Genomic DNA, 15,699 nt, shown 5'->3' on the forward strand with positions numbered 1-15,699 from the left:
GTTCTCATCCTCTGAAATAACAACAGAAGGTGTGAACTTATGGAGCTCGCCGCTTACAGAATCATTAAAGAACTTATCCAATAAACCACTGAAAGTGGATGGATAATTTGGCTCGAAGTTGTTATATCTCACAAGTTTCATGGTAGTATGATTTTTTAGTTTTATAATTTTTACTGTTACAATCATACTATAGTGAATTTCGTACCAAGCCTGAAAAAGCGACCAAATAGCGTCATTATGGCATAAAAAGAGCAAAAGCCATCGAAAATAAAGACATTATGGCATTTCTCAAATAAAAAAAGGAGTCAAAACTGACTCCTTTTTTTATTCACTCCAAGTTTAATGTGTTAGCTTAGGCATTTAATCCAACCTGACTACCATCAATTTACCACCGTTCCCATTAGAAGGTTACCGGTCAACTATTTTATTCTTCTGTAAACAATTCCTTTAATCAAGGAATACCCTCTATCAGTTGCTTTCTATCACGTGTCCCTCTTCACGGTAAAGATCCACTTCCCCGTCCAAAAGCACCGCCAGAACCGTTATATCCTTGTCATAAACATGATCAGGTATATCAATGTATTTCAAACCGGGCACTTTGCTCCAATACATCTTACCTACTTCCCGGTGCTCCAACTTGGTCCCGTCTCCAACTACCCAGATCCTATTGATCTTGTTTTTTAACCCTTTAATCGCCAATGACTCATTTACCTTATAATCTAAATAGATATACAAAATGGTTTTATCTTTGGACAAAGCTGTCGGCGCATACACATGCCCTTCCGGGATCCCCGCCTGCGTATCATAGATCGCTGAGGCATGTTTTGAAGTCCATCGACCAAATTCCTCCAAAATATTTACCGCCTCATCAGGCAGCGAACCATCCGCCTTAGGCCCCATGTCCAGCAACAAATTCCCGCCCATATGGATACAGTCAACAAAAATCCTTAGCAATTCACTTGGACTCTTATAATTATCATCATTGTGCTGGTAACCCCAGCTGTTGTTCATGGTCAGACAAAGCTCCCAGTACTTACTGTTTGGACGGGCCACCGGCACACCCTGCTCCGGAGTAGCATAATCGCCCAATCCTCCACCAATCCTGGAATTGATGATGATATTCGGATTCCATTGTTGTAACTGTGCCTTGAGCTCTTTACTTCTCCACTCTTCAGCCTTATGCTCCCAATCTCCATCAAACCAATACAAATCGGGACGGTAGTTCAGCGAAAGCTCTTCCAGCTGCTTAAAATTAAAATCCACAAACTTTTGAAACCGTTTGGGATCATTCTTGTACCTATAATTTACCCTGGTATGTCGGTCATAATCCGGATGGGACCAATCCAGGACAGAGTAATAAATCCCCTTTTTCACCCCCTCTTTCTCCAAGGCCTCCATAAATGGCCCAACCAAATCCCTTCCAGCAGGAGTTTTATCTACGACATTTAAATCACCGGCCTCACTATCCCACAGTGCCACCCCATCGTGATGCTTGGCGGTAAGCACAGCATACTTCGCCCCGGACTTTTTTATCAATTTCGCCCATTTTTCCGGATCATAATTTTCTGCCGTAAACCCCTCCAGTTGCTTCATATAATCCTCATAGGAAATATAATCATTAAAAAACGACCACGATTCGTCAATGCCGTTGACCGCATATATCCCCCAGTGAAGAAACACACCCAATTTTGCATCCCCAAACCATTCCATTTTCGGGTCCTCAGCCGCCTGCTGAGCATGCACTTTACCCAACATCATCAAACTTCCTACTACCAAAAGTAAAATCCTACTCCTTATTTTCATTTATTAGTTCTTTTTAATGTAAACCTTACGAATTGTACCTCAAATTTAACCAAATAAAATATTAACATAACAAACCATCAATAGCTTATTTTTTAAAATAACCTCTTCAAGTTAGCTGCTAATTTTCATTAACAGCGGTTCAAGCCCTTCCTGCGACACTAAAGTCGTCCAACACAAAGAGACAGTCGGGAATTCTTCTTACTTTTAAAATTAGATCAAACTGGAGTACATGAAAACATTCAACCGTTGTCTTTTCACCTGTTTTTTATTTTTCATCACCCTTTGTCCGCCGGCCCAGGCTTTCCAGACAGCCACCGAGCTTATCTCACTTGGTGACTCCCTTTTCCGGAGCGAGGAAGATACTGCCGCTAAAGGCAAAGGCGAGCCCAATGGAACAGATCAAAAACGATCTATCAATACCGCGATTCAAACCCTGGAGACTTATATCATTTCCATCAACCACCTCAACAAAATCCTGGAAAGGGAAATTGACACCACCCAGGTCAGTTACGAACTCCCTATTATCAAGGAAAGGATTTCAGCACTAAAAAAGGGCCTTACCCAGCAAAGCTCGGACATAAACCTACGCTATTTAAGCGCATTAAAGAACCTGATTGGACACCAGATAAAGAGCATCGGAAACTGGAAAGAGCTATTTGACAACAGAAGTTCGGACATTTACAATGCCTATGATTCACTGTTAAAAATCAAATCGGACAGGCTTTTGTCCATTTCATTTGAGGAACCCCAAATCCTACCCTCCTTTCAGGAGCAAATGAACACCTTAGAAAAGCGGATCCAAACCGCAGACAGCCTCTACTTCAACCGGCAGTTGAAACTGGCCAATTTTCAAAGCAGACTATCCTACGCCTTAATAGAAGCCCATGACATAGAGGATCAAATCAAGGAAAGAGAAAGCCAACTTGAAAAGGCCCTTTTCAATAAAGAGATCAATTACCTCTGGCAAAGCAACGCCTACAGAAGCACCAAGGAATTGTTTGAGGTAATTGAACGCTCTTTCATCGTCAACAAAATTATTCTAAGCGGTTACGGGGAAATCAATCAGACCATCCACATCCTTACTCTCTCCCTGGCGCTGCTCTTTTATTTATGGTTCAAGTATTTACTTCGTCACATCAAGGCTGAAAAAGAATTTGCGGACATTATACTTCAACGTGCCAAATTCATCCCCAAACAACCTTTTTTGTCCGCACTGATCATCGTATTGCCCTTTGCCTCCTTCCTTTATCCATCACCCCCGGTAGTGATGATAGTCAGTATTTTATGGCTGATGATGATTGTCACTACCGCCTTGATCAGGCCGGTAATATCCAATAAAGTCTACCTTTATTGGTGGATTTTCCTCTTCATGTTTGTGATCTACAGCATGAGCAACCTGTATATTGAAACTGCCTATGAGGAACGCTGGCCCTTGCTTACATTGAGTGTTTTGAGCATTGGACTTGCCATCAACATCATTAAAACCATCAAGAAATCAGAAATCCTCCACCCGAGGTACATCATCTTTCTGATCCAACTTTTCATTGCCTTACAGGGTGCCTCGCTACTGGCCAACATCACGGGAAGGCACAGCCTGGCAAAAATCCTTGGCATTGCTGCCACCTCCAGCCTTATGCAGGCCATTGGGCTTTACGTCTTTGTTATGGTGATCATGGAGGCAATCTACCTGCAGATCGAAATGAGCAAAAAAAGCAGCACTGAATATACCGCTTATTTTGATTTTCAAGACATCCAACGCAACATCCGGAAAATCTTCATTTTCCTGGCCATGGCGATCTGGTTGTACTATTTAAGCACCAACCTCAGCATTTACGACTACCTATATGAACATATCGGCACTTTCCTTTCCAAAGAACGTAAAATAGGCCAAACCCCGTTTACCTATGGCAGTGTTCTTGTCTTTATTATCATTGTCTGGATCTCTACCATCATCTCCAAATACATCTCCTTTTTTGCTGAAGCCAAGGACCAAAAGATGGCTGCCAACAGAAAACAGCGACTAGGCTCCTCCATACTCTTGATCAAACTGGGCATCTTTACTGCCGGCTTCCTTTTAGCGGTAACTGCTGCGGGGATTCCATTGGACAATGTCGCCATCGTCCTGGGCGCATTGTCGGTCGGTATCGGTTTTGGGCTGCAGACCATCATCAACAACCTGGTATCTGGAGTCATCCTGGCCTTTGAACGCCCCATACAGATCGGCGACGCCATAGAAGTGGGCGGACGCAGCGGAGTGGTCAAAGAGGTAGGCATCAGGGCCAGCAAAATCCAGGCTTATGACGGCTCTGAAGTCATCTTGCCCAACGGAGACTTGCTCTCCCAGCACCTGACCAACTGGACGCTTTCCAACAAGCAGCGTAGAATCGAATTGATCATAGGAGTAGCCTACGGAAGCGATAGTGACCAGGTAGAAACGGTGCTGACGGATATCCTGAAACGGGAAGGAATCATGAAAAACCCCACCCCCAGTGTCTACCTCCAAAATTTTGCCGACAGTGCAGTAGAATACCGATTGCTTTTCTGGGTAAATGATTTCGACACCTGGGTAGATATGAGAAACGAGGTCATGAAAGACATTTACAAGAAATTCGGTAAGGAAAACATTGAAATCCCCTTTCCTCAGCGAGACCTTTACATCAAATCCATACCGAAAAACTGGAATGCAAACAGCCCCTCGGAAAACAAGGACAGCTCCCCAGATCACAACGAGGAACAAGACAAAAATTAATCTCCTGAAATCGAGCAAAAAAGAAAAATTCCACCACTTTTTTTACACCACTATTTGGAAAAAAATAAACAACCTGCTATGTTTGCATCACGTTAAACAAACGGGTTAGCGAAAACAAATAAAATTACTACTTTCCTCCTTAGCTCAGTTGGTTAGAGCATCTGACTGTTAATCAGAGGGTCCTTGGTTCGAGCCCAAGAGGAGGAGCAAAAGCCTTGCAATGATGCAGGGCTTTTCTTTTTTCAGCCCTGCATCATTTTTTTGTTTACATTCCCTACTCACACAAAATCGATAAATTCATCAAAAGTAACCACAACTACCTGAAACAGCTTTTACGATTTTACCGAGCAGCCCAAAAATCAACGGCAGGTGATTAGCATTTTTCCGGATCAGATTTTGAATAAGTACCAAAAAGTAACAGCCCGAACCAATTACTTAATCAATTTGCTTGGCGCATATCCAAATTGCTCTTTAAATCTCCTGCTAAAGTAAAGCGGATCATTGAACCCAACCGCATTGGCCACCTCCGAAACATTGTAGTTTTTGGTCTTTAGCAGGCTTGCTGATTTTTTTAACCGTATGGTCCTTATAAACTCATTGGGCGACATACCTGTGAGTTCGGTAATTTTCCGGTAAAGCTTAGATGAACTGAGAGCCAATTCCGAACAAAGAAAGGCCGGTGCCAGGTCTGATTTCGAAAGGTTTTCTTCTATAATTTCTTTTACTTTTGAAATCAGTTCAATATCTATTTGTGAATGGGCCAAACTGACGACATCACTTTCCGCCTCTTCTGAAAACCGCTGTTTGAGTTCAAAACGAATTTTGATAATATTATCTATTCTCGATTTTAGCAAAGAGGGTTCAAAAGGCTTCACAAGATATCCATCTACTCCTATTTTATACCCTTTAATCCTACTTTCATTTTCTCCTAAGGCCGTCAGTAAAACAATTGCTGTATGGCTGATTTTCTCATCACTTTTGAGGGCATTTACAAATTCAAAACCATCCATTACAGGCATCATGACATCTACCACACAGAGGACTGGCTTTATTTTTCGGCAAAGGTCTAGCCCTTCCTTTCCATTTTCAGCCCCATAAACCTTATAATACGGGGACAAAAAATCGATGATATAGCTCCGGAGCTCAGCACTATCGTCTATGACCAATATTGCAGATTTCACATCTGTATTTACTTAGGGGCAGTATTCCCTCCTGCAGGGAGAAGTGATTTAGTAAAACCTAAACTTAAATCCTCTTCTTTTTCTACCCTTGTAGTGGAAATTTCATTACTCTCAAAAACCTCTTTGGATACCGGTAATTCCACCGTAAAAATACTACCGGAGTTTGTGGAGCTTTTAACAGTTACTTTCCCCCGATGAATCTCAACCAAAGACTTTACAAGAGCTAGCCCAATTCCAGTTCCAGTGGTACTCTCCTTGCTGTTGGAGGCCTGGTAAAACCTGGTGAATATTTTATCCAGGCTTTCAGGTGGGATCCCAATACCATCATCACTAACTTCAATCAGTAACGTTTTTGAATCCTGACCTTTTACCCCGACAAACAAATCTACATGACCATGACTCTTGGTGAATTTTAATGCGTTCGAAAGCAAATTATACAGTATTTTGCCGTATTTGTCCACGTCTACCCAACACTCAATGGCCTGATCTTCCACGTTAAGGTTGAAGTCTATATTTTTGGACTGTGCTAATTCCACAAAAGAATAAAACACATTATTTGTATAAGGCAATATGTCTACCTTCGCTACCTTTAGCTTGAGTTCTCCGGTTTCAGCCCGCCTGAAATCGAGAATTTGGTTTACCAGTCTTAACAACCTATTGGTATTGTGATTGATTAGATTTGCTTTGTTCTTGACAAAATCATTGCTGCTTTCATGAGCTAAAATCTGTTTTACCGGCCCCATAATTAACGATAATGGGGTCCTTAATTCATGTGATATATTGGTAAAAAACCTTAGCTTTTCATTGTTGAGTTTTTCATCCCTTTCCCTTTTGACTTTTTCTGTCAGTAATGCTTGACGTAAATTGATACGCGACCTGATTTGCTTTCTGGCAAAGTACACGATCAAAGCCACTAGCAGCAGAATTAATACTACCCCTAAGGGACTTGCCCAAAATGGAGGCAATATCTTGATAGTATAGGAGGAGACATCACTCCATTTTTCATCGCTGTTACTTGCCCTGATTTTAAACACATAAGTACCCCAAGACAAATTGGTATATTGAACCATCGGTGAATTATCGCTGGTTTCAATCCAATCTTCATCAAACCCATCGAGCATATATTCCAGTTTATTTAAACGCTGATTGGTATGGGAAGCAGTAGCAAATTGAATGGAGAAGTTTCTATTTTCATAGCTTAGTGTTGCACTTCTGGAGTAATTTAAGTCCTTCAAAAGTGGCACCTGCCCATTTAGTTTTACCCCGGGCAATGCCCGCTCGTTGTTCACCCTGAATTCAGTAACCATTGGTTTGGGAGACCATTCATTTTCTTTAATGGTCAAAGGAGAAAAATAGATAACCCCGTTTTTCCCCCCTAAGTAGATGGTTGAATTATCAAAGTAATAAAACCCTTTTGAGCTAAATACATCAAGCCTGTTGCCGCTGTTTATGTTGTAAATAGTGGCTTGATTTTTTTCAGCATCATACCTGGATATTTTATTATTATTCAAATTAAGCCACAGATATCCTTTGGTATCTTCGACAATGTCTGTCACCCACTTACCGCTTAACTCCTGAGGCACTGACTTTGGTATAAACGCACCGATTTCAGGATCAAAAACACCCAAGCCTTTCCGGGTAGCAGCCCAAATCAACCCTCGGGAATCAATTAGTATATCACTTACGTTTTCATGAGGCAGCCCCTCGCCAAGCTGGCCACTTTCGCTATAAACCGTGGCCTCTTTCATCTCCACATCGAATTGTACAACCCCACTCTCGGTAGCAAACCACAGGTTATTATCAAAATCTTTGATTACTTTATTGATATCCAATCCAGGTAATATCGTAAAAGCCGGTTTTAAGGTTTGTCTATCCAAAAACACCGCCCCTTCCCCAAAAGAGCTCACAATTAAATATTCTTCAAATTCCAAGACACTGAAAATTGGAGAATTTTTAAATCCGACCTCCAAGACCGAAAAACTATCTTTGGGGTAATTGTAAACGAGCACTTTTCCATTCCATAAACCACAATAAAAAGTAATCCCATCATTGGAATATATACTTGCGATATCATAGTTACCTTGAAACAGAGGGGTAAAATCCCCATGATCCGATAGGAAGAGCCCATGATGCATAGTGGCAACTACAACTTCTTCTAAATAAGTTTTTGAAAACCCTCTGATTCTCGGTGCCTGATTTTGAATGTACTTCGAAATATCCTTTTTTATTTTAAACTGATTTTCGTAGGGATCATACTTATCCAAGCCATCCTCTGTCCCGATCCAAAGCACTCCTGATGGATCAAAATACAGTGCAGAAATCAGATTATCCACCAGTGACCTGTCTTCGGACAACACAGCGTAATACCACTGAAAATCACCCTTTTTTATATCTTCCAATGCATCACAAACCAACAGCCCCCCGAGCGTACCAACCCAATATTTTCCGTCAGGTGCTTGTGCCACGGAAAGAAAATATGGCCCCAATTTGGCCCTTACTTCATCATCCGCAATCTGCAAATTCACAAAGCCCTCCACGGACCTATCGAACTTATAAAGACCTTTGCGTGTCCCTGCAAAGATATCCCCTTTGCCATCCTCATAAATAAAATATAAATACGGATTGCTTTCTGTTGATCCGGATCCGGGCAAGGTAAAATAATTGATGGTTGAAATCATTCCCGTGCTACCCAATTTGATCTTAGCTACTCCGCCTGTACCATAGGAACCTACCCATATATCCCCTCTATTATCTTCAAAAATTTCTTTAACATAATTAAAACCCTCAAGGGGGACCTTGGTAAAAACTTTTTTATCTGGCTCAAACATAAATAGGCCGGCATCTTTTGTACCCACCCAAACCCTACTAAATTTATCAACATATACTGCCCTCACCTCCTCATCAGGGAGACTGTTCGGGTCATTTTTATCGGATAAGTAATTGGTAAACACCTGCGTATCCAACTGAAAACGGGACAAGCCTTTTCGAGTTCCAATCCATAAACTATTGGTCGTACTGTCAAGCTTTAGAGCAGTGATATCATCATTTGGAATGGTAGTGTTTTCTTCCTCATCACTCAAATAGTTTCGAAATTGAACGCCATCAAATCGGTTTAACCCATTAAAAGTACCCAACCATAAAAAACCATGACTGTCCTGGACAATGTGCCTGATAGAATTATGGGAAAGGCCATCTTTATCATTATAATGCTCGAACTCTAGGTTCTGGGAAAGTGCGCCTACCGATGAAATAAATATTAATAAAACTATTACTAAAGATATTCTCATTAACCTACGCCTGTTTTTCTGGTAATCCAATTGTCCCGCTCTTCCACCATTACTCTTTTTTCTTATCCTAGATACTTTAAATGCTAACTCAAGATACATAAATACCAAGCTTGAAATTTGCACAATTCATTTTCTCAGGTGAAAAGCAAATCATATTCACAATAGCTTGTCTAGAGATAAATTTAGTCAGTAATACCGACTATTTATTCAGTTTTTTTTCGGACTATTGATTTTAGGGTTCCGCAAATTCAACATTTGTCAATTTAACCACCAAAGGATTGGACCAACTTTTATCGTTGTAGAGGCGCTGCGCCCTGGTAATTGATAATGCTACACTATGGTCTCGCTGAGTAAATTGAGACTTTGGTTGGATGTCAGGTGAATATTCCACCACCAGATCATTCTGGCCTAATACGGAAATTTCAGTATCCTCTGTCACCTTGATGCTTTCGGTATTAAACAGCCTCCTTTTTCCAATGGGCCACGCCGCTTGCTTGGTCAAAAAAACATAGGCAGTGTTTTCATCTTTGGATTTTGTAAACCATAAATCGCCTTCTTTAATGATGCCCGGCACTGTTCTCACATTCTTGACCGCTTCATTATTGACAAACATCCAAAGTGCTATTTCCCTTAAACGCTCCTCCTGTTCAATAGGAATTTCCCCATTAGGTTTAGGCCCTACATTCATTAAGAAATCCCCCCCTTTAGCCCTTATTTCTATCAATTTATGGATCAAATCACTTCCATCCTTATACATTTCGTTGGTGGGTTTGTAAGCCCATTGTGTCCCCATGGTCATACAAGTCTCCCAAGGACCGGGTAAAGGGCTATCCGGGATTTTTTGCTCCGGAGTTTCCATTTCACCTCGGGTCACCACCACTTCCGGATACTTCTCGTGAACATACTGTACCAAATTCTTATTTGAAAATGAATCAAAAAATGTAAAATCTATTTTACCATAGTTGGTAAACAATTCATCAACCTGATTTTTGGCATATTCAAACAACTCTTCGTTCTCGGTTACCTGCGTCATGGGGCCTTTCCTTGATATCACATGCCCCTGACCGTAAATGAAACTAAAATCTTCTGGGGAATAATAGAACCCTATTTTGAGGCCATATTTCCTCAACGACTTTACCAACATCCCCGTAATGTCCTTGCCGTATGGGGTGTTCATAATATTAAAATCGGTGGTCTGGGTGTCCCACATGCAAAACCCATTATGATGTTTGGTGGTAAATACCACATACTCAGCTCCAGTCAGCTTAAATAATCTTGCCCATTCATCGGGATCAAACTTGTCGGGGTAAAAAGTTTTTGGAAGATCATTCATATAACGCTGTACATAATCTTCCGAAGCCCCCACCATAGAGTGGCTAATGACACTTCCTAGCTGCGAATCCATACTCCAGTGGACGAATATCCCGAAGCCCATGTCCATAAAGGCCTCTTCCAGCTCTGGTTTGTTCTTAAGCTGACTAAAAGCGGAGATACTTATTAAGCAAACCAGAACCGTTGTTAGGCATTTTTTACTGTTAATCATTTTTTTTTACGTATTAACCTCTAACTATTTTTCACCGTCCTATCAAAGTCCAACCAACTGAATCCCTCATCTCTCTAGGCACCTTCGTTACTTGGCCTCCTATTTAAAACATTACCATGTTTTGTTCCTAATAAAGGCGGATTCATCTATTGTGGAATAATGAATTTCCACAGTAGCGGAACATTGAAGGGATAAATATCAGTTTAAAAACTATCCTAGTTTGAGGCATTGGCTGTTTTTAGGTTCACTGCAGATTTATTTCCTAATTGAAGCTCCAGCTTTCCGCCTTTGGTGATTTGGCTATGACGGATCACAAATTCCTTAATTGGCTGTTCATTCAATCGTACCGATTGAACATATACGTTTTCTTCACTGTTATTATTCGCGTCTATGGTAAAGGTGGCATTTGAATAATAATCAGGATTCAATTCAATAATGACCTTATTGAAAATGGGGCTTCCTATTTGATACTCCGGATTTTCATCCGTCCCTCCATTCATTTGAAACAAGCCTATCTTCATTAAAACAGCTAAACTGCCCATCAAGCCCTGATCTTCATCCCCGTTATAACCAGTCGATGGGGACAAACCGCTGAAAGTTTTTTCTATCACCTTACGAGACCAATATTGGGTTAGATCCGGTCTTCCAATTTGGTGAAAAACAAATGCCGTCTGTATCGACGGTTGGTTTCCATAGTTAATGGGAATCCTTCTAAACTCCGGATGTTCTTCCAGGTCATGTGACGTACCTGCTGTGAACCCCAGTTTTTCTGCTTCACTAAATTGGCTAGTAAGTTTTTCCACCGCTTTTTCCTTGCCTCCCATTAAGCTTGCTAATCCTTCTAAATTATGCGGCACAAACCAGGTTGCCTGGGCACTGTTCGCCTCGACAAACCCTACTTTGTATTCATAAGGGTCAAAATTTTCATACCACTCGCCACTCAGGTTTTTAGGCCTCATCCAACCAGCAACTTTGTCATAAACATGCCTGTAATTTTCTGAGCGTTTTAAGAAATAGTGGTAGTCTTCCTGATGGCCCAGTTTTTTTGCCAGTTGTGCCAACGTCCAGTCCTGGTAAGCATATTCCAAGGTGAGGCTCGCTCCATCCTGATGCCCTCCAAACTGGCCCTCCGGTATAGGGTAGGGAACAAACCCGTTTTTCATATAATATTTTAGTCCTCCTCCGAGATTAGTGTTGTGCTCATACCCCGCTTTTTCCATCATTCCACCTGGCATGTGGTTCTTTTTCAAAGCCTGGTATATACTTTCTAAATCCTCGGTGACTAACCCTTCCTGAATCGCACTGACGATAAAAGGTGTGCTGGAAGCTCCGGTCATCACATAGGTATAATTTCCCCCGGATGGTCCCCGTGGAATTAAGCCTCCATCTTTATAATATTGCAAAAGAGAATACACAAACTGCTTTTTTATTTCAGGATATACCAAGCCCCAAAGGGTATTGATGGTCCACTGAGCACCCCAAAATGAATCGGAGTTAAAATGGTTAAATTTTGGACTTCCATTTTGATCCAATGGGAGCTGCCCTACCCTAAACTGCCCTCCTGTGTAGTCAGGATACGCACCATTTACATCACTAATAATTCTCCTCCCCTGAAGTGCATGCCATAAGTCGGTATAAAACCGTCGTTGATCGGATGCTGTACCTCCTTCCACTTTAATTCTGCCCAACAGATTGGTCCACTCGTTTTTTGATTGAGCCATGACATGTTCAAAATCCCAATGGGGCAATTCTTTTTCGATGTTTTGGCGTGCATTTTCCAATGAAGTATAAGAGATCCCCACTTTCATGAGCACCTTCTTTCCTTCATTATGAAGGCTTATCAGATAATTGCCAGTTTTTTCATCTTGGTTGATTTCGGCTATCTCTTTATCCAACAGTATTTTGAAGAATACGGTAACGGGCTTTGGCCTCCTATGAGTAGAACTTAAAACCACTTTTCCCGAAAGCTCATAATCGCTATTTCTTATCAATTCCCCATCCTTATTCTCACAGGGGCCTAACAAGGTGTTGAGATTAAACAAGATCGCCGCCTGCTCATTGGCGGGAAAGGTATATTGGTGAAAGCCGACCCGCGTGGTACTCGTTAGAGAAGTTTTGATCTGGTAGCGGTCAAGCTCCAGATAATGATAGCCGGGTGATATTTTTTCCGTTTCATGGCTGAAGCTAGAAGAAAAATCTTCATATACCGTATTTTTATTGGCCGCCGAAAGGGTTACGGGCATCACCGATATGCCCGCCATCTGCCAGGCGTGAATATGACTAAACCCCTTTACCGTATCCGTCTTATACCTATACCCACTGCCCCATGCTCCATCAATTTCAGTATCTGGGCTGAGGTTTACCATTCCAAATGGCCTACTGGCTGATGAAAAGTAAAACCACCGGGAATTCTCTGTATCAAGAACAGGATAAACCATATCTGAAAACGATTTATTTTCTGAAGACTTGTCACCCGACTTGACGTTTCCTATGCATGAGCCCAGTGTTACGGCTGTTAGGCAAAATAAAATCTGTATGTATAATTTGTTCTTAAGCATGTATTTTAACTTTAATCAGCAATACTCATATTTTCTTCTATAAAATCACTGCAATAAACACCACCAAAATCCCCCAACCTTTTCAACATCCCTTCCCCTGATATTTTAGCTATTGTGCCTTCAGGGTTTAGATTTTAAAAAGGCAGACAAAAAACTTCATCTGCCTTTTTCATCATAATAAACCCATATTATATAAACCCCTAATTATTCTTCTCTGACAACATCAGTTAATAGCCCTCATTTTGAGAAATCGATGGAATTGACCGATCTATCTCTTTCTGAGGGATAGGACGTAGGTAATGCGTACCTCCCAACTGCCCCAACGCCGCTGTCCAAGGGTTCATCAGTGAAGTGCGCTCGATCAGTTTTTCAGTTCTTTTCAGATCAAACCATCGGGTATACTCCCCCATCAGTTCCCTTGCCCGCTCATCCAAAATCATGTCTATGTCTAAATTTCCGTTTGCCCTATATGATACTGTAGATAGGGAAGCCAAATTGGCCGGCTCTTCAGCACGCATCGGGTCAGCACCTGCATTAACACCAAGTGCTCGGTCAACTACTCTGTTATAATAAACTTCTGCACCTCCAAGGTTCCCATTGGCAGCCCCCTTTAAAATTGCCTCCGCTGCAATTAAATAAGCTTCAGCAGAGCGGAATAGCGCTAGATCATAAGTTCCCAAAGCGTCATCATAAGGAATACCCGGCTCCCAGAATTTCCACATGAGAGGTGTTTTGTCTTCCAAATGATACGGAGAAATTGGATTAATCCCGATTTCATCCAAATTCAATACCGCATATGGCTTTCGTCCTCCTACATCCATGCCTTTGTCATTATCATTGGCCGGGTTATTCCATGGAGGAAAATACAATACCGTATCTCCTTTTGCAATATTGATGGTAGTGGAAGGGTCATCAAAATCCGGGACAAAACCAACAACATCCGTCAATGCGTACATCGCTTCTACAAAATTATGATGATACCTTGTGTCTATATCCGGATCAAACAACCTGTAGGCGGCAGGGGTAACGATATAGTTTCCTTTCGCTCCATGACGGTTATAATGACTCGTTCTTCCCAATGAACCGGGAATATCTTCCGCACCGCCACCGAAAATCGAATGGTAATCATTGCCTATGGCGTACTGATGGGGCTCATCATCATCGCTCCCATTGGTTAATAGATTATCACTAAACTGCACGGCAAATACAATCTCATCGTTTTTATCATTCTTGCTAGGGAAAGTTTCTTCAAGCGGATTCTCGGCATGAAGCGGGAACAAATTGCGGTATTCCGGCTCCAGCGGATAATTAGCTATGATCATATCGGCATATTCAACAGCCTTTTCAAAATCTGAAGCTGTTCCCCCTAGAGAATTGTCAAAATTCCATCCTCGGGTCAAATGAACCCTGGCTAAAAGAAACTGTGCAGCCCCTTTGGTGGCTCTACCATACTCGGTACTCCCCTTGGCCGGCAATACCGCCTCAGCCTCTTCCAGGTCTTGAATAATTTGATCATAAACCTGTGCTGCAGGCACTTTGACCACTTCCCTGCTAGCGGTAGTAGTTTCCTCCAAAGGCATTGGGATATCCCCCCATTGTTGAACGGCATAGAAGTAAGCATAAGCTCTCAGGAATTTTGACTCCGCAACTCTTATCGCCAAAAGGTCAGGATCCATTCCTTGAACACCTCCCTGTCTTGAGATCGCAGTATTGGTCCTTGCAATCTGTTTGTAGAGCAAATCCCAAAGCGTGGTAGCTGCACCTAGATTTGGGGTAAATCGGATATCATACACGTTCAGCACGTTACCCTGATTGCCAATCGCTACTTCGTCCCAAGAAGTACTGGTAAATATATCCGTGCCCATCAACACCAAATCACGTTCTTTATGTATTTCCCGAAGCTTGGTATAATTGGAGCGGACAAGGTCTTCAAACCCTTGTTCAGTAACATAGTAATTATCTGTAGTCTGGAAGGAAACCGAATTCTCCTCCAAAAAGTCATCACAACTGGAGCTCAACAAGGTTACAAGCCCTAATGCTATTAGATATGATTTATTAGTTAATTTCATTTTTTTCTTTTTTACAGCCCGAAATAAAACGATTAGAATGAGACATTTACACCAAACAAATATGTAGCTGTGGGTATCCCATCATTATAAGTACTGGAATTAAATTCCGGATCCATCCCATCAAAATCATGGAACACAAATGGATTGCTGACTTGGGCGTACATCCTGAATTTGCTAAAACCGATACTTTCCAGCACTGCCCTAGACAGCGTATATCCGAAAGTAATATCAGAGATTCTAACAAAACTCGCATCCTGATATTGGATGGCTCCCCTGTATGGATTAGGTACCCCCGGTCCATAGTAATCATTGGTAGGATTGTTAACCGTCCAGTAATTCAGATTCAACGTATTATATCTTCCTGCACCTATTTCCCCCATCGTTCCACTTAACATGCTGTTTCTGAACATAGCTCCCTGGCTGGTATAGATCAGAAATGACAAATCAAAATTACCATAAGTCAATTTATTGGTCATCCCCATCGTCCAGCTGGGTTGCTCTGAACCTAT

At 41.7% G+C, this 15,699-nt stretch carries 7 protein-coding genes, 1 tRNA gene and 1 pseudogene; 2 read left to right on the forward strand and 7 right to left on the reverse strand.

Going from position 1 to position 15,699, the window contains the following annotated elements:
* Positions 1-468: 468 nt before the first annotated feature.
* On the reverse strand, positions 469-1,803 hold the full coding sequence (locus ACYVAA_RS19445; protein WP_460544968.1) for an alpha-L-fucosidase: 1,335 nt from the start codon (positions 1,801-1,803) through the stop codon (positions 469-471).
* 229 nt (positions 1,804-2,032) lie between these two features.
* Here ACYVAA_RS19445 and ACYVAA_RS19450 point away from each other — a divergent pair, with 229 nt between their 5' ends.
* Positions 2,033-4,552: a mechanosensitive ion channel family protein gene (locus ACYVAA_RS19450; RefSeq protein ID WP_460544970.1), complete on the forward strand. Its 2,520-nt coding sequence runs from the start codon at positions 2,033-2,035 to the stop codon at positions 4,550-4,552.
* A 133-nt stretch (positions 4,553-4,685) separates the two neighbouring features.
* A tRNA-Asn gene (locus tag ACYVAA_RS19455) sits at positions 4,686-4,759 on the forward strand.
* 224 nt (positions 4,760-4,983) lie between these two features.
* On the opposite strand, the gene ACYVAA_RS19460 is transcribed toward ACYVAA_RS19455, so the two are convergent.
* The 6 genes and pseudogenes from ACYVAA_RS19460 to ACYVAA_RS19485 form a co-directional block, all read right to left on the reverse strand.
* On the reverse strand, positions 4,984-5,733 hold the full coding sequence (locus ACYVAA_RS19460) for a response regulator (protein ID WP_460544973.1): 750 nt from the start codon (positions 5,731-5,733) through the stop codon (positions 4,984-4,986).
* Between the two features lie 8 nt (positions 5,734-5,741).
* Positions 5,742-9,020, reverse strand: a complete 3,279-nt coding sequence (locus tag ACYVAA_RS19465) for a ligand-binding sensor domain-containing protein (protein WP_460544976.1) — start codon at positions 9,018-9,020, stop codon at positions 5,742-5,744.
* A gap of 232 nt (positions 9,021-9,252) precedes the next feature.
* Positions 9,253-10,563: an alpha-L-fucosidase gene (locus tag ACYVAA_RS19470; protein WP_460544978.1), complete on the reverse strand. Its 1,311-nt coding sequence runs from the start codon at positions 10,561-10,563 to the stop codon at positions 9,253-9,255.
* Between the two features lie 215 nt (positions 10,564-10,778).
* Positions 10,779-13,121, reverse strand: coding sequence for a GH92 family glycosyl hydrolase (locus ACYVAA_RS19475; RefSeq protein ID WP_460544980.1), 2,343 nt, complete (start codon positions 13,119-13,121; stop codon positions 10,779-10,781).
* Between the two features lie 227 nt (positions 13,122-13,348).
* Complete coding sequence (locus tag ACYVAA_RS19480) at positions 13,349-15,190, reverse strand: RagB/SusD family nutrient uptake outer membrane protein (protein WP_460544983.1); 1,842 nt, start codon at positions 15,188-15,190, stop codon at positions 13,349-13,351.
* A gap of 32 nt (positions 15,191-15,222) precedes the next feature.
* Positions 15,223-15,699 (reverse strand): annotated as a pseudogene (locus ACYVAA_RS19485) (SusC/RagA family TonB-linked outer membrane protein); the annotation flags it as partial.

The organism is Echinicola sediminis (genome assembly GCF_054777495.1).

Coding starts and splice junctions, on each gene's coding strand:
- ACYVAA_RS19475 (WP_460544980.1), bottom strand. CDS start 13,121: ATGCTTAAGAACAAATTATACATACAGATTTTATTTTGCCTAACAGCC.
- ACYVAA_RS19450 (WP_460544970.1), top strand. CDS start 2,033: ATGAAAACATTCAACCGTTGTCTTTTCACCTGTTTTTTATTTTTCATC.
- ACYVAA_RS19480 (WP_460544983.1), bottom strand. CDS start 15,190: ATGAAATTAACTAATAAATCATATCTAATAGCATTAGGGCTTGTAACC.
- ACYVAA_RS19465 (WP_460544976.1), bottom strand. CDS start 9,020: ATGAGAATATCTTTAGTAATAGTTTTATTAATATTTATTTCATCGGTA.
- ACYVAA_RS19445 (WP_460544968.1), bottom strand. CDS start 1,803: ATGAAAATAAGGAGTAGGATTTTACTTTTGGTAGTAGGAAGTTTGATG.
- ACYVAA_RS19470 (WP_460544978.1), bottom strand. CDS start 10,563: ATGATTAACAGTAAAAAATGCCTAACAACGGTTCTGGTTTGCTTAATA.